Below are 20,132 nucleotides of genomic sequence, written 5' to 3'. Positions count from 1 at the left end.
TGCGCCGCGCCAGCGCGCGGAAACTAGGCACTCGTCACGCAGACGGCCGCGCGGCGCGCAACCGTGCAGACGGCGGATGGCGGATGGCGGTACGCAGCCTCGAAACGATTCACCGAGCCTCACTCATCAAATGACACCGCTGGTCATCCCGGGCTTGAACTTAGCAGTGGAGCGCGCCTCCGACATCGTGCAACGCAACACGCCGTCTGCGATCTCGCTGCATTCCGATCGGTCCGGCGACGCGACGCCGCGCATAAAAAAAAGGCCGGGCTTGGATCGCCCGGCCTTCTGTCTGGCTGTCCTTGCGATCAGAACTTGTAGCGCAGACCCAGCAGATACTGGCGGCCGGTCTCGCTGTAATCGAGCGGCAGACGCGAGTTCGCACCGACCCACGATTCCGACGGCTCGTTGGTCAGGTTGATGCCTTCCAGACTCAACTCGATCTGCTCGCTGATCTTGTAGCGCAGCGAAGCGTCGAGCACGGTGGTGCCGTTCTGGCCGTGCACATCTTCGTTGAAGCCCTGCTCGGTACCGGGGACCTGCAACAGGTAGTCGTCACGGTTGGTGGCCGAGATACGGCCCGAGAACGCGGCCCCCTCGTAGTACAGCGTCGCGTTCCACGAGTGCTTGGAGAGACCGACCAGGTCGGTTTCCAGCGAGCTGGCGCCCGACGGCAGCACGTACTGGATCTGCGAATCCACGTACGTGTAGTTGAGCTGCACGCCGAAGTTGCTCCACGCGCCCGAGAGGAAGCTGAAGGGCTGGGTGTAGTTCGCTTCGAAGCCCTTCAGTTCGCCACCGGGCGTGTTGAGCGGCACGCTGAAGACGAAGTCGTCGTTGACCGTCGCACCGGTACCCTCGAGCAGGCTCGCCGGCAGACCGCTGGACGCGTAGCTGCGCACCTCACGCGTGGTCTGCACGAAGGTCTCGATATCCTTCCAGAACAGACCCAGGCCGAGCATCGATCCTTCGTCGAAGTACCACTCGAAACCGAGGTCCACGGTGTCGGCGCGAATCGGATCCAATGTCGGATTGCCGCCGCTGACGGTACGCGCACCACCGCTGACGTTGACCGTGACACCCGGCGTCAGGAAGCCGAGACCGGGCCGCGACATCACTTTGGCTGCGCCGAGGCGCACAAGGAAATCCGGGCTCACTTCGGCCACGAGATTCATCGACGGCAGCGTATCGCTGTACGTCCGCGACACGGTCGAGACCACGGGGCTGCCGCTGGCGGTCGCGGTACCGGTCGACGTCTGCTTTGTCTCCACGTAGCGCACGCCGAAGTTACCGGAAAAGGGAATTGAGCCGAGGTCGGTGGAGAACTCGCCCTGCAGATAGACGCCGCGATCCTCTTCCTCGACGCTACGGCTGTTGAGTGCACGTTCGTTGACCGCAAACGCGCCTGCGTTGCTGTAGATGTCGAAGAACTCCGCGATGCGGTCGTAGCTCGGAATCACCCACGAACCGGGCGAGCCATCGATGCCGCTGAGATTGGCCTGACTGGTCAGGTCGACCGGCACGATATAGCTGCCGTCGGCGAATGTCGGAACCCCGGTGAGACTCTCGGTCGATCGACGCAATTCTCTGGTCGAGAACGTGTAGTCCTTGGCCTGCACACCACCCTTCAGACGGAAACCGGGGCTGATGTTCCAGTTGAAGTCGAGCTGCGCAGTATCGAACTCGTTCTCGACGTACTGGGGGCGTATGCGGATTTCAGCCAGCGTCCAGCCAGTGGGATCGTTCGGGTCGATGCCATAGTTCAGGACAGGCTTGTAGCGGTCGCCGCGGTAATCGTAGCTGTACCCGTCGACGTTGGCCTTGTCCATGATGATCGTCGTCTGAATCGGATTCTCGTGCTTCGAGCGCGACGTGCCGACCTTGCCGGAAAGCGTGAAATCGTCGGTGACGTCGAACTTGCCGTCGAGCGTCAGCTGCGTGAACACCGTATTCCATTCGTCATGGCGGTTTTCGGATCGAATGTCGACGTTGTCGAATTCTCCGTAGACCAGGGCGCCGTCGCTATCCACGACGCCATCGCGCACGATCGTCTCCGGCTTGCCCGCGCCGCTGCGGCTGAAGGAAATCGCTTCGATATACTTCTCGTCGCGCACCGCGTCGATCTTCGAGTACAGACCATCGAGCGAGAACTCCAGACGATCGGTCGGCTTGAACTGCAGCGACGCAGTGACGCCGGTGCGCTTCTGCTCGTGCTCCATCAACGTGTAGCGGGGAAAGCGGGGATGGAACGTGTCGGCGGACAACGCCGGCGTAAATGGCGAGTCAGGGCTGAAGCCGCCATTGCTCGGGCCATTGGCCCAGCGGCCGCTACCCGACCCTTCTTCAAGCGCCTGTCGCTCGCTGTAGGCGACCGATACCAGCGCGCCGAACTTGCCGTCGGCCCATGTATTGGCGATCAAGCCAGCGACTCGCGGATCGGCCTTCTCCGCCATCTCGCTGTAGCTCGCCTGGCCGCTGGCGACGACGGTCAGGCCGTCGTAGTCGAACGGGCGCGCGGTGCGCAGATCGACGGTCGCGCCGAGCGAGCCTTCCTCGACTTCGGCCGATGCGGTCTTGCGTACGATCAGCTGCGAGAACAGGTCGGACGCGAAGACGTTGAAGTCGAATCCGCGACCCCGGTTCGAGCCGCCGCTCTGGTCGGACGCACCAACGGTCGTCAGGGCCTCCATGCCATTGATGCGCACGCGGGTGAAATCCGGGCCGAGGCCGCGCACCGAAATCGCACGGCCTTCGCCCGCATCGCGCGTGATCACCACGCCCGGAATGCGCTGCAGCGATTCGGCGAGGTTGAGATCGGGGAACTTGCCGATGTCCTCGGCGACAATCGCATCGACCACGCCGGCTTCGCCGCGCTTGATGTCGAGCGCCCTCTCGACGCTGGCGCGATAGCCGACGACGCGCACGACTTCCAGCTGTGTGGCGTCATCGGACGTGGCGGTCTCTTCGACGCCATCGTCGGCGGTCGCGGCAGTCTGCGCGAACGCGGGCATGGCCACCGCCTGCAGCGCGAGCGCAATCCCCGCGGCCAGCAAGGTAACCGGTGTCTTTTTTGTACCGAACAACTGCGTCATGTCGTTCCCCTCCCAGGGTGCGAAGCGGTCTCGGCGCGTCTTGACTGCATGGACGCGCTTGTTATGGTGTTCATCGGTGCCGGAATGACACCGCGGGTCAAACGCTAGCAGAGGCGATTCTGCAAAGCATGTTGCGCCGCCACATCCACCTCCGCCCGCTCCCCACCGGGCCCGATCGAAAGGCACTGCCGCGATGGGCAAACGCATTCTCTGTTTTGGCGAACTGTTGCTCCGCCTGGGCGCTCCGGGGCGCGAATTCCTGCTGCAATCACGGCAGCTGGATGTGCACGTCGGTGGCGCCGAAACCAACGTCGCGGTGTCACTCGCGCGTTTCGGTCATGAGACCGCGCTGGCCGGCACGGTCGCCGCGAATGCGCTGGGGGATGGCGCGCTGGGCGAACTGCGCCGGCACGGCGTGGATGTCTCGCGGGTCATCCGCACGCCCGGACGCATGGGGCTGTACTTCTTCGCCGCGGGTGCCGGCATGCGGCCCAGCGATGTGGTCTACGACCGCGCGGATTCGGCGTTCGCGCGTGCTGCGCCAGGCATCTACGACTGGCCGGCGCTGCTCGATGGCATCGATTGCCTGCATGTCTCGGGCGTCACGCCGGCGGTCGGTCCGAATGCGGCCGACGCGGCACTGGCCGCGGTCCGCGCCGCCCGCGCCCAAGGCACCACGGTTTCGTTCGACGGCAACTTCCGTCCGAAGCTGTGGGCCACCTGGAACGACACGCCGGCACCTTTGCTTCGCGGCCTGCTGGCCGAGGCCGACATCGCCTTCATCGATCATCGCGACATCGACCTTGTGCTCGGCGCGGATGCGGCCGAAACCGGCGAACACGCCAGCGCCGAACGTACCCTGCAGGCGTGTGCACGCGCCTTCGCCGCGTTCCCGCATTTGCAGCGCATCGCGTGCACGCAGCGCACGGTGCACAGCGTCGACCGCCACGCACTCGGTGCGTTGCTGGTACGTCGCGATGGCAGCGTGCAGCAGATCGATGCGCTGCCCGTCGACGGCATCGTCGACCGGATCGGCGGCGGCGATGCCTTCGCTGCCGGCGTGCTGCATGGCGTGCTGTCGGGCCTGGACGATGCGCGCACGCTCGCGTTCGGTCTCGCGGCGGCGCGGCTCAAACACAGCGTGCCGGGCGACTTCAATCTGGTGAGCGAGCGCGACGTAACCGCGCTCGTCGACAGCGGTCGGCTCGACGTGCGCCGCTGATCGCAATCGGGATCCAGCAAAAGAAACGGCCCGCCAATGGCGGGCCGTTTTTGTTTCAGGAACTGCGCGGACTCAGAGTTCGCAGAAGCAATACGCGACCGCCTTGACCGGGCGGCCCGGCTGCGGGGTGATCACGCTTTCGAGCAACTGCAGATCCTGTTCGGCGCGCGGCACCACACGCGCCAGCAGGCCACGGGCGATGTCGCTGTGACCGACCAGCGCGCCGCCGAGACGACCGCTGACGAAACCGGTCAGGAAGCGGCCGAACGGCGTGGCGGTCTTCTCGACGTAACGCGTGCGCCACTTGCCCTCTTCCAGCCCACCGAGTTCGGCGGCCTTGGCGATCGCGGTGCGCAGACCGCCGAGTTCGTCGACCAGGCCACGATCGAGCGCCTGGGTGCCGCTCCACACGCGACCCCGCGCGACGGTGTCGATCTCTTCGCTGCTGCGGCCACGTGCCTCGCCGACCTTGCCGATGAAGTTCGCGTATCCGCGATTGATGATCGCCTGGATCGCCTGGCCGGCTTCGGGCTGCAGCTCGCGGGTCAGATCGAACGCACCCGCGAAGCGCGTCGTGCCGACGCCGTCGGTGCGCACGCCGATTTTTTCCAGCGTGCGCGGGAAGGTCGGCACCAGCGCGAAGATGCCGATCGAACCGGTGATCGTCGACGCATCGGCATAGATGCGATCGGCGTTCATGCTGATCCAGTAACCACCCGACGCGGCGACGTCGCCCATCGACACCACCACCGGCTTGCCGGCGGCCTTGAGTGCGTCGACCTCGCGACGGATCTGCTCGGACGCGAACACTTCGCCGCCGCCCGAATCGACGCGCAGCACGACCGACTTCACGTGCTCGTCGTCGAGTGCCTCGCGCAGCAGGGCCGAGGTCGACTCGCCACCGATCGTGCCCGGCGGCTGCTCGCCACCGGTGATGCCGCCTTCGGCGACGACCACCGCGACCTGGTCGCGACGGTCCGCGGCCGAGCTGGCCGGCGACACGTGCGCGAGGAAATCGCGCATCGAGACCTGGCGGAAGCCGCCCTCGGCATCCTCGTCGGCGACGCCGCGCTCGATGAGCAGGTCTTCGACTTCGCCACGCGTCTTCAGGCCGTCGACGAACTTCTGCGACAGCGCGTACTGCGCCAGATCGCCCTGCGCCGCGGCGATGCCCTGCGGCAGCGTGTCGACGCCGGCATTGAGCGCCTCGGGCGTGGTCCCGCGCACCTTGGCGACGTCGGCGATGTGCCGCTGCCAGATGTCGTTCATCCAGTACAGGTCGGCTTCCTTCGACTCCGGCGACGCGCCGTCGAGGATGTAGGGCTCGGCCGCCGACTTGTACTCGCCGACCTTGAACAGGTGCACGTCGACGCCGAGCTTGTCGGCCAGCGCCTCGCGGTAGTACTGGCGATAGCCGGCCAGGCCTTCGAGCATCATGCCGCCTTCGGGATCGAGGTAGACCTCGTCGGCCTGCGCGGCGAGCAGATACTGCTGCTGGCCGAAATACTCGCCGAACGCGACGACCTGCTTGCCGGCCGCGCGCACCTCGCTGATGGCTTCAGCCACTTCGCGCATCGACGCGTAACCGGAGAACGTCATGCGATCGGTGCGCAGCAGCACGCGTTCGATCCGGTCATCGGTCTTCGCCGCGTCCAGCGCGCGCAGCATGTCACGCAGCTGCACCTCGCCGACCCCACTGCCGCTGTTCTCGGCCAGCGCGCGCATGAAGGGATCGGACTTGTACTGCTCGACCAGCGCGCCTTCGGGCGCGATGACCAGCGTGGTGCGGTCGAGCAGCGGCGACTGCCGCGAACCGCCGCCAACGATCGCGATCAGCACCAGCAGTGCGAACAGGAACAGCAGGCCGAAGAACAGAAAATTGAGGATCAACCGGCGGATGAAATTCATCCCGTCCCAGGTGCCGACAATGAAACGCGTCAGCGGCGCGCGTGGCTGCACAGTACTCATGCGGAAAACAGCTCCATCAGAAGAAAATTCGGGTCGCGGCCGCAGGCAGCGGCGCGGCCATGGACCATCCCATGCCGCAGCCTACCGGGCGCGGCAGGCCAATGCATGCGCCGGTCGTCACTGTGCCGTGGGGTCCGCGGACAGCGCCGGCACGCGCTGGCTGCTGCGCAGGAAACGGGCGCCCAGCAGGACGGCGGCAACGGTCAGCCCGGCGATCAGGCCGATCCACATGCCCTTCGGCCCCCAGCCCAGTCCCAGACCGAGCGTCGCGCCCAGGGCCATGCCCACGCCCCAGTACGCGGCCGCGGCGAGGAACATCGGCACGCGCGTGTCCTTGAGCCCACGCAGCGCGCCGGCCGACAGCGCCTGGATGCCGTCGGGAAACTGGAACGCGGCAGCGTAGAGCAGCAGCGAGCCGGCGAGCGCGGCCACCGCGGCGTCCTCGGTGTAGATGCGCACCACGTGGTCGTGCCCCAGCAGGAGCAGCACGCCCGAGACCGTCTGCGTCATCAGCACCAGCGCCAGACCGGCGAAGCCCGCGCGGCGCACGCCGGCGCTGCCGAGGCCGCGCCCGATCGCATTGCCCACGCGCACCGTGGTCGCTTCGGCCAGGCCGAACGGCACCATGAAACACAGCGCCGCGACGTTGATCGCGATCTGGTGCGCGGCCGCCTCGATCTCGCCGAGCCGGCCGATCAGCAGCGCGGTCACGACGAACAGGCTGCCTTCCATCGTCACCGTCACGCCGATCGGCAGACCGGTGCGCAGCAGCGCGCGGATCTCCGCCCAGCGCGGCGGATCGAACCGGGTGAACAGCTGGTAGCGCGCGAAGCGTTTCGAGAGCGCCAGATACAACGCGAATGCGATCGACTGCATCCACATCATGATCGCGGACGCGATGCCCAGGCCGCCGGCGCCGCCCTCGGGAAACGGACCCCAGCCGAACGCGAGCGCATAGCCCATCGGCACCAGCACGGCGAGGCCGCCGAAGCCGAACACCATCGTCGGCAGCGTCCAGTGCAGGCCGTCGCTGAGATAGCGCATGCAGAAGTACAGCGTCAGCGCCGGCACGCCCCAACGGATGCCGTGCAGGAACGCGGTCGCGCCGGGCACGATGTCCGGCGCGATGCCGAACGGCCCAAGCGCCGCAGCCAGTGCCGTCAGCAGCCCAAACAGCGCCAGGCCAAGACCCGCCGCCAGCCACAGCGCCTGCCGGAACAAGGGGCCGACTTCGGCATGGCGGTTTTCGCCGTCGAGCTGCGACACCGACGGCGGCACCGCCATCAGCGTGCCCATCGGCACCATCAGCGGCAGCCAGAAGATCGCCGTACCCACGGCGACGCCCGCCAGCGTGGCCGTGCCGTGGTGCCCGGCGATGACGGAATCGACGAAGCCGATCAGGCCGGTGGCGACGTGGCCGGCGACCAGCGGGGCCGCCAGAACGGCGGTGCGCCGCACCTCGTGACCGAAGGGCGGCGGCGTGATTGCGGAAGACATGGGAACGGCTCTGCGACTGCGGCCGCGCGTACGACGGATGCGTGCGCTGGCACCGGGGCGCGAAGGACCGCATTCTACCGGCACGCCGCGCAGGGGAGCGACACGCGCGGCGCCCACGCCCCGCCTTTTTTCCGTGTCCGCGGCCGCGCCGCTGCGGCCTTGCCAGGAATCCGTCCGCGCATGTCACACGCTGCCCTGCCGCCGCTGCCGTCCGACGACGCGCACCCGTCCGCCTGCGAGAACTGCGGCACGTCGTTGCACGGCGACTTCTGCCATGCCTGCGGCCAGTCCACGCACAGCCCGGTGCGCAACGTCGCCCACGCGGTGGAGGAAGTCTTCGAATCGTTCTGGCATCTCGACGGCCGCATCTTCCGCACACTGCGCGACCTGTTCGTTCCTGGCCGTATTGCCAACCGCTATCTCGGCGGCCACCGCGTGCGCTACGTCGCGCCGATGCGGCTGTTCGTGATCCTGACGCTGCTGACGTTCTTCGTCGCGAAGTTCGTGGTCCAGGACGCGATGCAGGATGTCCAGCCGGGCCAGATGGTGCGCACCGACGATGTCGCCGTCGAGTTCGCGCAGGCGCGGACCGTTGACGAGGTGCGGACGATGCGCGACGACGCGCTGGCCGGCGTCGCCGAGACCCGCCGCACCGTGGGCGCCTTGCCCGGCGTGACACCGCAACTGGACATCGCCGCGGCGGAAGTGCGCGCGCAGGCAGACACGCGGATTGCCGAACTCGCCCCCGACGGCGCGGCGCCGACCGCCATCAATGCGGTTCCTCCAGACGGTGCGGCAGCTGTTGGCACGCAGGCAGCGGCGGCGCCCCCTTCCGAAGATGTCGACATGCCGACGTCCGGCCCGCCGACCATCGGCGGCCCGATCGGCGAACGCATCGAGCGCAACGTCGAACGGTTCAACAACGATCCGCAGATCTTTGTACGCGCCCTGTTCGGCGTCGCGCCGACAGCGCTCTTCATCCTGGTGCCGCTGTTCGCGGTGCTGCTGAAGCTGCTGTATCTGTTCCGCGGCCGGCTGTATCTCGAACACGTCGTCGTCGGCCTCTACAGCCATGCGGCGCTGATGCTGGCGTTACTGCTGGTGCTCTGCGGCGCGCTCGCATTGCCGTGGCTGGCGACGCACGCGGCATGGTCGACCGGCATCGTCGGCTTCGCGCAGATCCTGCTGCTGTGGGCGATGCCGGTCTATCTGCTGCTGATGCAGAAGCGCGTCTACGGCCAGTCGTGGCCGTGGACGCTGGTCAAGTTCGCAATCATCGGCATGGCGTATTTCGCGCTGTTTCTCAGCGTCGCGATTCCGATGGCGGGCTACGCGCTATACGCGTTGTAGTTGCGCGCTCGATATGCCGTCAGGGCGTGCCGGACACCCGCGCACGCAACCAGGCATCGCGCGTGTCGGCCGGCACCGCCAGCCACTGCGCGCGCAGCGCGTCGCGCTCCTGCGGCGGGGTGCGTTGCGCCAGTGCGGCCAGGTCGTCACGTGCCTGCAGCGAGGTCACGCGCAGCGCGAGCAGCGCCGGGGCGCGCTGGTCTTCGGGCATCGCCGAGAACAAGGGATGCAGGCGCGGCCAGTCGGCGCCGAGCACCGGCCCCAGCAGCCAGCCACGGCGCAGGCTCCGATCCAGCTGTTCGAAGGTCAGCCGCAGTGCGCGCTGCTCGGGCTCGGGCAGCGTCTCGAAGTGCGCGGCCGCCTGCTGCAGCTGCATGCGCTCGGCATGCGGCAAGGCATCGGCTGCCTGCCAGGCGATCCGCCGGCGTGCACGCTCGCCGGGCGGCAGGATCTGCCAGGCCGCCAGACGCGCAGTGAGTGCATCGCGATCGGCCGGCGTCATCTGCGCCAGGCGCGCGGCGCGGGCCTCGAGTTGCGCGCGTTCCGCGGCCGGCAGGGCGTCGGCCTTTAATGCGGCCGGTAATGCAGCCTGCGCCAGCGGCGCGACGAGCAACAGCAACGCGGCGCCCGCGCACGCCAGAACGCGTTCAGAGATCGGCATCGGTGGTCTCCATGCCGTCGGCCTGCTCCGGCGCATCGTCGAGATGGGCGTCGCGGGTGTCATCGGTCGGCGTCTCGATCTGCGTGGACAGCCACGCGTAGAACGCAGGATCCTCGCGCCAGCGCGCGGTGTCCGATTCGGTCAGCAGTTCGAAGTCGGGCGCGGTGAGCAGGGCGATCTCGTCGTCGTAGGTGGATGCAGGCGCCTGTGCGTCCGGCAACGCTTCGATCCGGATCGTCGTGTCGTCATCGAGACCGCCGCCGCGCCAGGCATCGCGCCAGGTCCAGGCCAATGCGGCAAGCATCGCGACCAGCACCAGCGCCTGCGCGGGCCACAGCCAACGCGCCCGGGTCCGGGACGACGGCGGCGCCGCTTCTTCCTGCGGCGGCGTGACGACTGCGCGCTGCAGGGGAAACCTGCGAAGCGGCGGCACCTGCCCACGCAGCGCGGCCTCGCGCAGGCCCGCCAGCCGCGCGAGGCGATCAGGCGGCAGCGCGCGGATCGCCGCCTGCGCGGCCTCGGCGATACGGCGCCAAGCGTCGGGATCGGGGCTGCCATCCTCACGGTGCGGCAAGGCGCGCTGCAGGCCGAGCCGATAGGTCGCCCGGGTCACGCCCAGGACCGCGGCCGCTTCGTGCTCGGGCAGGCCGGCCACCATCCGCAGCAGCACGGTCACCCGCGGACCGCCGGACAGCCCTGCCAGTGCGGGCAGGCCATCGGCATCGTCTGGCAGCACGGCGGGCGCGCGCAGCGCCGGGGATGCCAGCAACTGGGCCCAGAACCGGCGCGGCCAGTCGGGGAACGGAGTATTGGTCGCCAGCTGGCCGAAATCGGTCATCGCCGCGGCCAGCGCGGCGTCACCGGTTTCGATATCGCCGCTCTGCCACTGGGCGAACGCGGCCGCGCGCCGCTCCACCCCGCGCAGGAACGCAGCGACGGCGGAGGACATTCCGGGTGGAGCTGACTGAGGAGGCGTGGTCATCGGGGCCGACGTGTGCGACCGCGCATCATAGCCATCCCCCGCCGTGGCCCAAGCCTTGACAGATCGCCGCGCAAACGTTCCACAGGCGCCGACGCGCCCAAGTGGTTGTTCACAGGGTTCACAACCCTGTCATCCAGCTGAAGATGACCACATGCCGATGCTGCATGACAACAATGTTTCACGGCCAAGCATTTGATTTTGATGATAATTATACATATGGCACTTTTTTGTCCAACCTGTCTTTTACCGCACTGAATACCGCTTAACGTCGTATTCGGAGACGGGTATGCACAGACTTATCCACAGATCGTGTGGATAAGCGTCAATCCCTTTTCTTTCGGGCACTTGCAGGCACAACGTCCAAGTCAAGCGAGGTTATGCGCGCAAATGAGGGACGCGCCCGATCGAGTCGATAGAATTTGCAGGTGCCCGATCCGAATGCCACCTGCTCAGTCCTTCAGGTCGCCCTGCCGGTGCCCCTGCCACGCGTGTTCGACTACCGTGCGCCAGCGGGTGCGCCGGTCGGGCCGGGCGATGTCGGTCGCCGGGTGCGGGTGCCGTTCGGGCCGCGGGAACTGATCGGCGTCGTCGCCGGGGTCGGCGCGCCGGACGATCCCGCGCAGGCGCTGCGCGAGGCGATCGAATGGCTCGATGACGCCCCGCTACTGCACGGCGAGCTCGCCGCCTCGCTGCGCTGGCTGGCCCGCTACACCCATGCGCCGCTGGGCGAGGTGCTGGCGACGGCCCTGCCCGCCGCCCTGCGCCGCGGCGAAGCGCTGCCCGACACCCACGCCTGGGCCTGGCGGCTGACCGAAGCCGGCCAGACCGCGCTGGCCGGACTGAAGGCCGGTGGCCGCCCGCAGCGTCTGGCCGCCCTGCTCGCGCCAACGCCCAGAGACGAGGACGCGCTGGATCTGGAGATGGACGGCTGGCGCGCCGCCGCGCGCACGCTGGCCGGCCGCGCGCTGGCTGAACGTTTTGCGATTCCGGCCTCGCAACTGGCACCCACGCCGCAGCCCGGGCCCGCTCTGGACGACGAACAGCAGCGGGCGGTCGATGCGGTCGCCGCGTGCACCGGTTTCGCCGCGCTGCTGCTCGATGGCGTGACCGGCAGCGGCAAGACCGAGGTCTACCTGCAGGCGATAGCCGGCTGCCTGGCGCGCGGACGACAGGCGCTGGTGCTGGTCCCGGAGATCGGCCTGACCCCGCAGACGCTGGCGCGTTTCCGCGCCCGCCTCGGCGTGCCGGTGCACGCGCTGCATTCGGGCCTGGGCGATGGCGAACGCGCGCGAGTCTGGGCCGCCGCGGCGCGGGGCGAGGCGCGCGTCGTCGTCGGCACGCGCTCGGCCGTGTTCGTGCCGTTGCCCGATGCCGGGCTCGTCGTCGTCGATGAGGAACACGACGGCAGCTACAAGCAGCAGGACGGCATCCGCTACCACGCGCGCGACTTCGCCCTGGTGCGCGCCAAGGCGCTCGATGTACCGGTGCTGCTGGGCAGCGCGACGCCGTCGCTGGAATCGCTGCAGAACGCTGTCTCCGGACGCTACGCGCATCTGCGCCTGACCCATCGCGCAGGCGCGGCGAAACCGCCGACGGTGCGCGTGCTCGATGTGCGCAAGCGCCCGCTCGAGGCCGGTCTGTCGCCGGAGATGTTCGCGGCGATCTCCGCTGCGCTCGCCGCCGGCGGTCAGGTGCTGGTGTTCAAGAACCGCCGCGGCTACGCGCCGGTGCTGCTGTGCCACGACTGCGGCTGGAGCGCGCACTGCCCGCGCTGCAGCACGCCCGACCGTCCGCATCCGATGACCGTGCACGCCGGCGGCCGGCGCCTGCAATGCCATCACTGCGGCCACCGCGCGAGCGCGCCGCTGGCGTGTCCGGATTGCGCGAGTCTCGGTCTGCAGCCGCAGGGCGTGGGCACCGAACGCATCGAGGAACTGCTGGCCGCGCGCTTCGCCGATGTGCCGGTGCTGCGCATCGACCGCGGCAGCACGCGCCGACGCGACGCGCTCGAAGGCCTGCTCGGCACACTCGGCAGTCAGCCGGGCATCCTGATCGGCACGCAGATGCTGGCCAAGGGTCACGACCTGCCCAATCTCACCCTGGTCTGTGTGGTCGGCATCGACGAAGGCCTGTTCTCCGCCGACTTCCGCGCTGGCGAGAAACTCGCGCAACTGCTGATCCAGGTCGCCGGCCGCGCCGGCCGCGCCGAGAAAGCCGGCCAGGTGCTGCTGCAGACGCACCACCCCGAACATCCGCTGCTGCTGACACTGATCCAGGGTGGTTATCACGCCTTCGCCGCGGAAGAGCTGATGCAACGCGAAGCTGCAGGATTTCCGCCGTTCGCACCGCTCGCACTGCTGCGCGCCGAGTCGCAGCAGGCCGAACCGCCGATGGCATTCCTGCAGGCCGCGCGCCGCGTGCTCGCGCCACATGCCGGCCGCGACGCTGCCGGCATGCCGACGCTGTTGATTGATGGCCCGGTGGTCGCACCGATGCCGCGCCGCGCGGGCGTGTATCGCGCGCAATTGGTGATCGCCACCGATCAGCGCCCGCGCCTGCACGCGATCCTCGATGCAGCGCTGCCGCTGATCTACGCTCTGCCCGAAGCGCGCCGCGCGCGCTGGTCGCTGGATGTCGATCCGGTCGATCTCTACTGAGTCGACCGTCGCGTGAAGACGTCAGTCGGTCGCCGCTGGCTTGCGGCGGCCACGTGCACGTGACGCAGGCTTCGCAGCCGGCTGCTTCGGCTTCTCGCGGATCTCGACCGCCTGCCCGACCCGCCGCACCTCGAACAGACCCGTCGCATCGATCAGCGCACTGAGGTTGCGATAGCCGTAGTTGCGCGCATCGAACGAGCCCTGGTTGCGCACGTGGCTGCCCACTTCGCCCAGATGCGACCAGCCGGCATCGTCGGCGCCTGCGGAGACTGCATTGCGCAGCAGCTGCACGAGTTCGCGATCGGCCTGCAGCTCACCGCCGGTGCGCGGCTTGGTCGTGCCGCCGCTGTCGACCTCGTCGGCGGCGCGGAGTTTTTCGAGATACAGGAACGTCGAGCACGCCTTGACGAACGGCGTCGGCGTTTTCTCCTGTCCGAAGCCGTAGACCGCGTAACCGTCGTTGCGCAGGCGCATCACCAGCGGAGTGAAATCCGCATCGCTGGAGACGATCGCAAACCCGTCGAGATTGCGCGCGTACATCAGATCCATCGCGTCGATGACCATCGCCATGTCGGACGCGTTTTTGCCGGTGCTGTAGGCGAACTGCTGGATCGGGCGGATCGCATATTCGTGCAGCACTTTCTCCCAGCTGCCGAGATGCGGGCTCTTCCAGTTTCCGTAGGCGCGGCGCACGTTGGCGACGCCGTGGCGCGCGACCTCGGCCAGGATCACGTCGATCTTCGCTGCCGGCGCGTTGTCGGCATCGATCAGTAGCGCGATGCGTTTCTCGTTGTCGATGCGGGTGTGCTCGCCCATGGCGGATCTCCGGTCGGGGCGCGCCGCGCGCGCCGGATGGTGGGCGTCAATCTGCGCCGAACAGCTCGCGGGCCATGACGATCGCGTCCTCGCGGCCGTTGTGCGCGGGGTAATAACGCGGCCGCCGGCCGATTTCGTTGAAACCTTCGTCGTGATACAGCGCGACCGCATTCGGATTCGACGGTCGCACCTCGAGAAACACGCGCTGCGCGTCGTGCTGCTGGGCGAGATCGACCAGCGCGCGGAACAGACGGCGCCCGTGGCCACGGCCCTGCAGCGCCGGGTCGACGCAGACGTTGAGCACGTGCGCTTCGCCGGCCGCGACGCTCAATACACCGTAACCGGCGAGTCGCCGGTCGACATGCAGCACCCACGCCGGATACGCCGCGCGCAGGCAGTCTTCGAAAATGCCGCGCGTCCACGGAAACGGGTAGGCGCGCAGTTCGATCTCCATGACCGCATCGACATCGGTGGCGCGCATCGGGCGCAGTGACCAGTCGCGGGCCGCAGCCGCGACATCGGGCCTCGACCGGGTGTCGGGCTCAGCCGCCATGGCGGCGCAACTGGCGCAGGCGCGGCCACAACGCGCGCTTGGCCGATGCCGAGCGCAGGTCCGACAGCGCGCCGAGACTGCGCACGAACGCGAACGCGCCATCGCCTTCGCGACTCAGGCCCGCGGCGCGCAACAAGGGATCGACCAGCGGATCGTCCGGCAACACCTGCCCGGGCACCTGCACGCGATAGCGGTCGTGGCCCAGCGCATCGAGCGCCGCGATCTGCAGCGCATCCCAGGTCACGAGGCGGCCTCCGCGCCTCCGCGGCGCCGCCACAGCCACAGCGTCGGACCCGAGAGTGCGTACAGCACTGCGGCGATCAGCAGGGTCTTAGGCGGATCGACCCACATCGCGATCAGCAGGCCGACCGCGACGACCAGCGCCACGAACGGCACGCGATCGGCCTTCGGTCCGGTGCCGCTGCCCTTGAAGCTGGTGTAGCGGATGCGGCTAACCATCAGCAGACCGCAGACCACGGTGACCGCGAGCGCGACATAGCGCAGCGCGTCACCCGTGAAATCGAGTTCGTGGCAGGTCCAGACGAAACTCGCCATCAGGCCTGCAGCCGCCGGACTCGCCAGGCCGACGAAATAGCGCTTGTCGACCGTCGCCACCTGGCTGTTGAAACGCGCCAGACGCAGCGCCGCGCAGGCGGCGTAGAGAAACGCGCCGAGCCAGCCGATCTTGCCCAGCGTGGGGCCGTCGAGACGCATCGCCATCAGCGACCAGTGATACATCACCAGCGCCGGCGCCAGACCGAAGCTGATCAGGTCGGCCAGCGAGTCGTACTGCACGCCGAACTCGCTCTGGGTATTGGTCAGGCGTGCAACCCGGCCATCGATACCGTCGAGCACCGCGGCGACGAAGATCGCGATGCAGGCAGCGCTGAAGCGGCCCTGCGACGCGGCGATGATCGCGAAGAATCCCGCGAACAGACCGCCAGTCGTGAACAGATTGGGCAGCAGATAGATGCCGCGGCCGCGGCGCGGGGTCGGGTCGGGTTGGCTCATGCGGGGCAGTGTAGCGCCTGCTTCGGGCCGCCCGGCGACAGCGGTTGCGCCGGCGGCCCCGGAGTGCTGCAATCGCCGCCACATTCGAGCACCTGCCGGGGACCGCCATGCGCCGCACTTTCGTGACCGCCCTTGCACTGCTGCTCGCCGCCGCGCCACTCGCCGCCAGCGAGGTCTACAGCTGGAAGGACGCCAGCGGCACCACACATTACTCGCAGACACCGCCGCCCGCGGGCACGCGCTTCGAAGTGCGCAGGGTCCAGGGCAGCGCCGCTTCGTCGACGCCGCTCACGCCAGCGCCCGTCGCCACGCCTGCGGCCGCGTCGACGACGGCAAGCGCCGGCGACGGAAACACCCAGTGCGAGCTCGCTCGGACCAACGTCGCCGCGCTCAAGGGCGAAGGCGCGGTGCAACAGCTCGGCGCAGACGGCAAGCCACGTGAACTTGCCGGCAGCGAACGCGCCGACCAGCTCGCCCTGTCGGAAGCTGCGGTCCGCGCCTACTGCCGCTAGGGTGTCCGCAGGCGCGCGCTTGCGCGCGCGGGATCTGAGGTATCCGCAGGAACGCTGATCGCGCGCAAGCGCGCAACTGCAACAGCTGGGAGGCAGGACGGCTGATCCGGCGGGCATGACGGCTTACAACGCCGACCGCAGAATGCCTGCCGGACCGGGATGCAGAGGCGCGCGTGGCACAATACGCCCCCTTATTCCCCAGCCAGAAACCGCCGATGCGCCTGTCGCAGTTCCATCTCCGCACCGAGAAAGAAACGCCCGCCGATGCCGAGGTCACCAGCCACAAGCTGATGCTCAAGGGCGGCATGCTGCGCAAGCTGGGCGCGGGTCTCTATATATGGTCGCCGCTGGGCCTGCGCGTGCTGCGCAAGGTCGAAGGCATCGTGCGCGAGGAAATGAACGCTGCCGGCGCGATCGAACTGCTGATGCCGGCCGTGCAGCCGCGCGAGCTGTGGGAAGAAACCGGCCGCTGGGAGAAGTTCGGCGGCCAGTTGCTGAAGATGCAGGACCGCAAGGAGAGCTGGTACTGCTTCGGCCCGACGCACGAGGAAGTCATCACCGATTTCGCGCGCAGCGAACTGGCCAGCTACAAGCAGCTGCCGGTGAATTTCTACCAGATCCAGACCAAGTTCCGCGACGAGATTCGCCCGCGTTTCGGCGTGATGCGCGCGCGCGAGTTCCTGATGAAGGACGCGTACTCGTTCGACATCGACGAGGCCGGCATGGCCAGGTCGTACCAGACCATGCATGCGGCCTATACGCGCATCTTCACCCGCCTCGGTCTCGAGTTCCGCTCGGTGCAGGCCGATTCGGGTGCGATCGGCGGTGACGCCTCGCAGGAATTCCATGTGATCGCCGACTCGGGCGAAGACGCGCTGGTGTTCTCGACCGGTTCGGACTACGCCGCGAATGTCGAAGCCGCGCGCGCCGCTGCGCCCGCGCCGCGCCCGGCGGCATCGGAAGACCTGCGCAAGATCGACACGCCGACGCAGAAGACCTGCGAGGACGTCGCCACCCTGCTCGAGATTCCGCTCGCCCGCACCGCGAAATCGATCGCGCTGATGGCCGGCGAGATCTTCGTGCTCGCGCTGGTGCGCGGTGACCACGCGGTCAATGCGATCAAGCTCGCCAAGGTTGACGGCCTGGCCGATTACCGCATGGCAACCGAGGCGGAAATCGCCGCGCACCTCGGTGCCACGCCGGGCTTCCTCGGACCGATCGGTGCCGCCAAGCCGATCCGCGTGGTCGCCGACCTGGAAGTCGCCGCACTCGCCGATTTCGTCGTCGGCGCCAACGCCACCGGCTTCCACATCGCCGGCGTCAACTGGGGCCGCGATCTGCCCGAGGCCGATGTCGTCGCCGATATCCGCGACGTCGTCGCCGGCGATCGCGCCGAAGACGGCGGCGAACTGAAAGTCGCGCGCGGCATCGAGGTCGGCCACGTGTTCCAGCTCGGCCGCAAGTACGCCGAGGCGATGAACTTCAAGGTGCTCGACGCGAACGGCAAGGCGAGCGTGCCCTTCATGGGCTGCTACGGCATCGGCGTGTCGCGCATCGTCGCCGCGGCGATCGAACAGAACCACGACGCCAACGGCATCCTGTGGCCGGTCGCGATGGCGCCGTGGCAGGTAGTCGTGTGCGTGATCAACCCGAAGAACGAGGCACACGTGGCCGAAGCGGCGGACGCGCTGTATCGCGAACTCGGCGCCGCCGGTTTCGAAACCGTGCTCGACGACCGAGGCCTGCGCCCGGGCATGATGTTCGGCGACATCGAGCTGATCGGCATCCCGCATCGCGTGGTGGTGTCGGCACGTGGACTGGAGTCGGGCGCGTTCGAATATCGCGCACGCCATGCCACCGAATCCGAGAATCTCGATCGCGAGGCGCTGTTTTCGCGCCTCCGCGGCTGAGGGTTTCCGGCGCTAAACCGGCGGTATTTACCGCCGGATAATCCCGAATGTTCACGCGGCCTGCACGAGCGGGCCGCGCAGCCGGATGCGCAGTGTTTGTCGGCCCGGGATAAACAGGATTAAGATGCCGCCCATGCCAATGGACTGGTATTCCCAATAATCAGCCGGAGCCGACTCGAATGGCGTTTGACCTCAATGCATTTTCCCCCCAGCAGCTCGACGCGCTGATCACCCAGGCCAAGGAGCGCAAGACGACGCTCAAGAAGCGCAAGCCGCTGACGGCCGTTCGCAAGAAGCTGACCGACCTGGCCGCGGCCGAGGGCTACAGCATCGCCGAACTGTTCGGTGGCGGCGCACCGCGCGCGGCATCGACCGCGGCCGCGCCTGCGACGCGCAAGAGCGCGACCAAGGGCCGCAAGCTCGGCAAGGTGGCGCCGAAGTACCGCAACCCGGCCAACAAGGCCGAGACCTGGACCGGTCGTGGCAAGCAGCCGCTGTGGCTGGCCGCGCACACCAAGAAGGGCCGCAAGCTGGAAGAGTTCCTGATCCAGAAGTGATCGCGGCGGCGCAAGCCGCATACCGGCGCTTCGACGACGCCCTCCGCATGGGGGGCGTTTTCGTAAACGGTCCTCAGAGATTCTTGCGCGCCGGCCACACCACGTTGCCGAACAACAGGCCAGCGATCAACGCCAGCACGATGTTCATCACGACCAGCGCCGCTTCCTGACCCGCGGCCATGTCCTGCTGCTGCACCAGATTCATCAGCCCGCGCAGGCTGTTGCTGCCGGGTACCAGCATGATCAGGCCCGGCACTCGGATCACTGCACCCGGACGGTTGGCCCAGCGCGCGTAGCCGTTGCCGGCGGCAGTGGTCACCAGTGCGGCGACGAACAGGCCGATGTTCGGGCCGAGCGCCGCGCCCACCCAGCGCGAAATGAGATAGCCCGATGCGGCGGCAGCCATCACCAGCAACACGTCGCGACGCCCGGCCCGGAACAGGATCGCGAACGCACCGGCCGCGGTCGCCAGCGCCAACCATTCCACCCAGTCGGGTTGGGGACGCAACGCGCGCACGTTGGGTGTGACCCCGAGCATCTGCATCAGCGTGAGCGCGATGATCGTGCCGATGGTGAGCTTGAGCACCGTCGTGATCGCACCGGCGAAGCGCGCGGTGCCCGAGACCAGGTGCTGGCTGGTCAGTTCGTTGATCGCGTTGGTCAGCGCCATACCCGGCAGCATCACGATCAGAGAGGCGATGACCACGGTATTGAGATTCAGCGGCGCGATGAACGCCGACACCAGGATCGCGACCAGGCCTGCCAGCATGCCGGCGAGCGCTTCATGTGCTTCCTTCAACCGCGTACCGTTGCGTGTGACCATGTCGAGCAGACCGATCAGCAATCCGATGGTGCCGGCGGTTGCGATGTCGGCCCAGGGCAGCCGCCACAGACCGGCGACGCCCATCGCGACCATCGCGAAGCCCATGACCTGCAGCGCTTTGCCCCAGGCGCGCGGCTGGCGTTCGTCGAGTGCGCGCAACGCGGCGTAACCCTCGGCCAGATCCATTTCGCCGGCCATGACCTGCTCGGCGATGCGATCGGTCTCGCACAACTTGTAGAGATCCACGTCGCCCGGCGACATGCGGATGACGCGGGTGGTATCGCTGTCGCCCGGTGGCCGCAGTGGATCGCTGAACGACAGCACCATGCCGGTCGGATTCACCCATGGTTCGCAGTCGATCCCCAGTTGCTGGGTCACCGCGATCACCGCGCCTTCGAGGCGCTGCGCCGTGGTGCCATAGGCATGCAGATTCTCCGCAAGTTCGACCACGAAGGCGATGCGCGTGGCGTAACTGGCGGTGGTGAGCGGAGTGGCGCCGGACATTCGCACAGGATCGCACG

General features: G+C 68.0%; 16 protein-coding genes. 6 read left to right on the top strand and 10 right to left on the bottom strand.

From position 1 onward, the window contains the following. Window positions 1-308: 308 nt before the first annotated feature. Window positions 309-3,092, bottom strand: a complete 2,784-nt coding sequence (locus ACZ9YD_RS16650; protein ID WP_465076388.1) for a TonB-dependent receptor — start codon at window positions 3,090-3,092, stop codon at window positions 309-311. 193 nt (window positions 3,093-3,285) lie between these two features. Here ACZ9YD_RS16650 and ACZ9YD_RS16645 point away from each other — a divergent pair, with 193 nt between their 5' ends. Continuing rightward, window positions 3,286-4,314, top strand: coding sequence for a sugar kinase (locus tag ACZ9YD_RS16645; RefSeq protein WP_465076387.1), 1,029 nt, complete (start codon window positions 3,286-3,288; stop codon window positions 4,312-4,314). 72 nt (window positions 4,315-4,386) lie between these two features. On the opposite strand, the gene sppA is transcribed toward ACZ9YD_RS16645, so the two are convergent. Together sppA and ACZ9YD_RS16635 are read right to left on the bottom strand one after the other, a co-directional pair. Continuing rightward, window positions 4,387-6,282: a signal peptide peptidase SppA gene (gene sppA / locus ACZ9YD_RS16640; protein WP_465076386.1), complete on the bottom strand. Its 1,896-nt coding sequence runs from the start codon at window positions 6,280-6,282 to the stop codon at window positions 4,387-4,389. A 117-nt stretch (window positions 6,283-6,399) separates the two neighbouring features. Continuing rightward, window positions 6,400-7,779 carry an MATE family efflux transporter gene (locus ACZ9YD_RS16635; protein ID WP_465076385.1) on the bottom strand — a complete coding sequence of 460 codons (1,380 nt, stop codon included), beginning with the start codon at window positions 7,777-7,779 and terminating at the stop codon, window positions 6,400-6,402. Window positions 7,780-7,959: 180 nt separating this feature from the next. Here ACZ9YD_RS16635 and ACZ9YD_RS16630 point away from each other — a divergent pair, with 180 nt between their 5' ends. Then, the gene (locus ACZ9YD_RS16630; protein ID WP_465076384.1) at window positions 7,960-9,129 is read left to right on the top strand and encodes a DUF3667 domain-containing protein; all 1,170 of its coding nucleotides are present in this window, start codon (window positions 7,960-7,962) and stop codon (window positions 9,127-9,129) included. 19 nt (window positions 9,130-9,148) lie between these two features. Here ACZ9YD_RS16630 and ACZ9YD_RS16625 read toward each other — a convergent pair whose 3' ends face one another. Further along, window positions 9,149-9,790 carry a DUF3106 domain-containing protein gene (locus tag ACZ9YD_RS16625; protein ID WP_465076383.1) on the bottom strand — a complete coding sequence of 214 codons (642 nt, stop codon included), beginning with the start codon at window positions 9,788-9,790 and terminating at the stop codon, window positions 9,149-9,151. Next, window positions 9,777-10,739, bottom strand: coding sequence for a hypothetical protein (locus ACZ9YD_RS16620; RefSeq protein WP_465076382.1), 963 nt, complete (start codon window positions 10,737-10,739; stop codon window positions 9,777-9,779). The genes ACZ9YD_RS16625 and ACZ9YD_RS16620 overlap by 14 nt, the downstream gene beginning before the upstream one ends. Window positions 10,740-11,197: 458 nt before the next feature. Between ACZ9YD_RS16620 and ACZ9YD_RS16615 the strand changes: the two genes are divergently transcribed. Continuing rightward, on the top strand, window positions 11,198-13,429 hold the full coding sequence (locus tag ACZ9YD_RS16615) for a primosomal protein N' (RefSeq protein WP_465076381.1): 2,232 nt from the start codon (window positions 11,198-11,200) through the stop codon (window positions 13,427-13,429). 21 nt (window positions 13,430-13,450) lie between these two features. Here ACZ9YD_RS16615 and ACZ9YD_RS16610 read toward each other — a convergent pair whose 3' ends face one another. From ACZ9YD_RS16610 to pssA, 4 genes are read right to left on the bottom strand one after another with little or no spacing between them, the layout of a single operon-like run. Then, complete coding sequence (locus ACZ9YD_RS16610) at window positions 13,451-14,245, bottom strand: NYN domain-containing protein (protein WP_465076380.1); 795 nt, start codon at window positions 14,243-14,245, stop codon at window positions 13,451-13,453. A gap of 46 nt (window positions 14,246-14,291) precedes the next feature. Further along, on the bottom strand, window positions 14,292-14,798 hold the full coding sequence (gene rimI, locus ACZ9YD_RS16605; RefSeq protein WP_465076379.1) for a ribosomal protein S18-alanine N-acetyltransferase: 507 nt from the start codon (window positions 14,796-14,798) through the stop codon (window positions 14,292-14,294). Then, the gene (locus ACZ9YD_RS16600; RefSeq protein ID WP_465076378.1) at window positions 14,788-15,042 is read right to left on the bottom strand and encodes a hypothetical protein; all 255 of its coding nucleotides are present in this window, start codon (window positions 15,040-15,042) and stop codon (window positions 14,788-14,790) included. The genes rimI and ACZ9YD_RS16600 overlap by 11 nt, the downstream gene beginning before the upstream one ends. Further along, window positions 15,039-15,809, bottom strand: coding sequence for a CDP-diacylglycerol--serine O-phosphatidyltransferase (gene pssA / locus ACZ9YD_RS16595; RefSeq protein ID WP_465076377.1), 771 nt, complete (start codon window positions 15,807-15,809; stop codon window positions 15,039-15,041). The genes ACZ9YD_RS16600 and pssA overlap by 4 nt, the downstream gene beginning before the upstream one ends. Window positions 15,810-15,916: 107 nt before the next feature. Here pssA and ACZ9YD_RS16590 point away from each other — a divergent pair, with 107 nt between their 5' ends. The 3 genes from ACZ9YD_RS16590 (at window position 15,917) to ACZ9YD_RS16580 (ending at window position 18,788) form a co-directional block, all read left to right on the top strand. Next, entirely contained in the window at window positions 15,917-16,321 is a 405-nt protein-coding gene (locus ACZ9YD_RS16590) for a DUF4124 domain-containing protein (protein ID WP_465076376.1), read from the top strand. 215 nt (window positions 16,322-16,536) lie between these two features. Next, window positions 16,537-18,231 (top strand): proline--tRNA ligase, encoded by a 1,695-nt coding sequence (locus tag ACZ9YD_RS16585; protein WP_465076375.1) that lies wholly within the window; start codon window positions 16,537-16,539, stop codon window positions 18,229-18,231. Window positions 18,232-18,410: 179 nt separating this feature from the next. After that, on the top strand, window positions 18,411-18,788 hold the full coding sequence (locus ACZ9YD_RS16580; RefSeq protein ID WP_232150380.1) for an H-NS histone family protein: 378 nt from the start codon (window positions 18,411-18,413) through the stop codon (window positions 18,786-18,788). Window positions 18,789-18,861: 73 nt separating this feature from the next. Here the strand turns inward: ACZ9YD_RS16580 and ACZ9YD_RS16575 are convergent, their stop codons facing one another. Beyond that, the gene (locus ACZ9YD_RS16575; RefSeq protein ID WP_465076374.1) at window positions 18,862-20,115 is read right to left on the bottom strand and encodes a threonine/serine exporter family protein; all 1,254 of its coding nucleotides are present in this window, start codon (window positions 20,113-20,115) and stop codon (window positions 18,862-18,864) included. Between the last annotated feature and the right edge of the window lie 17 nt (window positions 20,116-20,132).

The sequence above is a fragment of the Luteimonas sp. AC640a genome (genome assembly GCF_979256585.1).
The sequence above is the reverse complement of the archived record's forward strand: the minus strand, read 5'-3'. Positions and strand labels throughout refer to the sequence as shown.

Coding starts and splice junctions, on each gene's coding strand:
- rimI (WP_465076379.1), bottom strand. CDS start 14,798: ATGGCGGCTGAGCCCGACACCCGGTCGAGGCCCGATGTCGCGGCTGCG.
- ACZ9YD_RS16580 (WP_232150380.1), top strand. CDS start 18,411: ATGGCGTTTGACCTCAATGCATTTTCCCCCCAGCAGCTCGACGCGCTG.
- ACZ9YD_RS16620 (WP_465076382.1), bottom strand. CDS start 10,739: ATGTCCTCCGCCGTCGCTGCGTTCCTGCGCGGGGTGGAGCGGCGCGCG.
- ACZ9YD_RS16645 (WP_465076387.1), top strand. CDS start 3,286: ATGGGCAAACGCATTCTCTGTTTTGGCGAACTGTTGCTCCGCCTGGGC.
- ACZ9YD_RS16625 (WP_465076383.1), bottom strand. CDS start 9,790: ATGCCGATCTCTGAACGCGTTCTGGCGTGCGCGGGCGCCGCGTTGCTG.
- pssA (WP_465076377.1), bottom strand. CDS start 15,809: ATGAGCCAACCCGACCCGACCCCGCGCCGCGGCCGCGGCATCTATCTG.
- ACZ9YD_RS16590 (WP_465076376.1), top strand. CDS start 15,917: ATGCGCCGCACTTTCGTGACCGCCCTTGCACTGCTGCTCGCCGCCGCG.
- ACZ9YD_RS16585 (WP_465076375.1), top strand. CDS start 16,537: ATGCGCCTGTCGCAGTTCCATCTCCGCACCGAGAAAGAAACGCCCGCC.
- ACZ9YD_RS16575 (WP_465076374.1), bottom strand. CDS start 20,115: ATGTCCGGCGCCACTCCGCTCACCACCGCCAGTTACGCCACGCGCATC.
- ACZ9YD_RS16635 (WP_465076385.1), bottom strand. CDS start 7,779: ATGTCTTCCGCAATCACGCCGCCGCCCTTCGGTCACGAGGTGCGGCGC.
- sppA (WP_465076386.1), bottom strand. CDS start 6,282: ATGAGTACTGTGCAGCCACGCGCGCCGCTGACGCGTTTCATTGTCGGC.
- ACZ9YD_RS16650 (WP_465076388.1), bottom strand. CDS start 3,092: ATGACGCAGTTGTTCGGTACAAAAAAGACACCGGTTACCTTGCTGGCC.
- ACZ9YD_RS16630 (WP_465076384.1), top strand. CDS start 7,960: ATGTCACACGCTGCCCTGCCGCCGCTGCCGTCCGACGACGCGCACCCG.
- ACZ9YD_RS16610 (WP_465076380.1), bottom strand. CDS start 14,245: ATGGGCGAGCACACCCGCATCGACAACGAGAAACGCATCGCGCTACTG.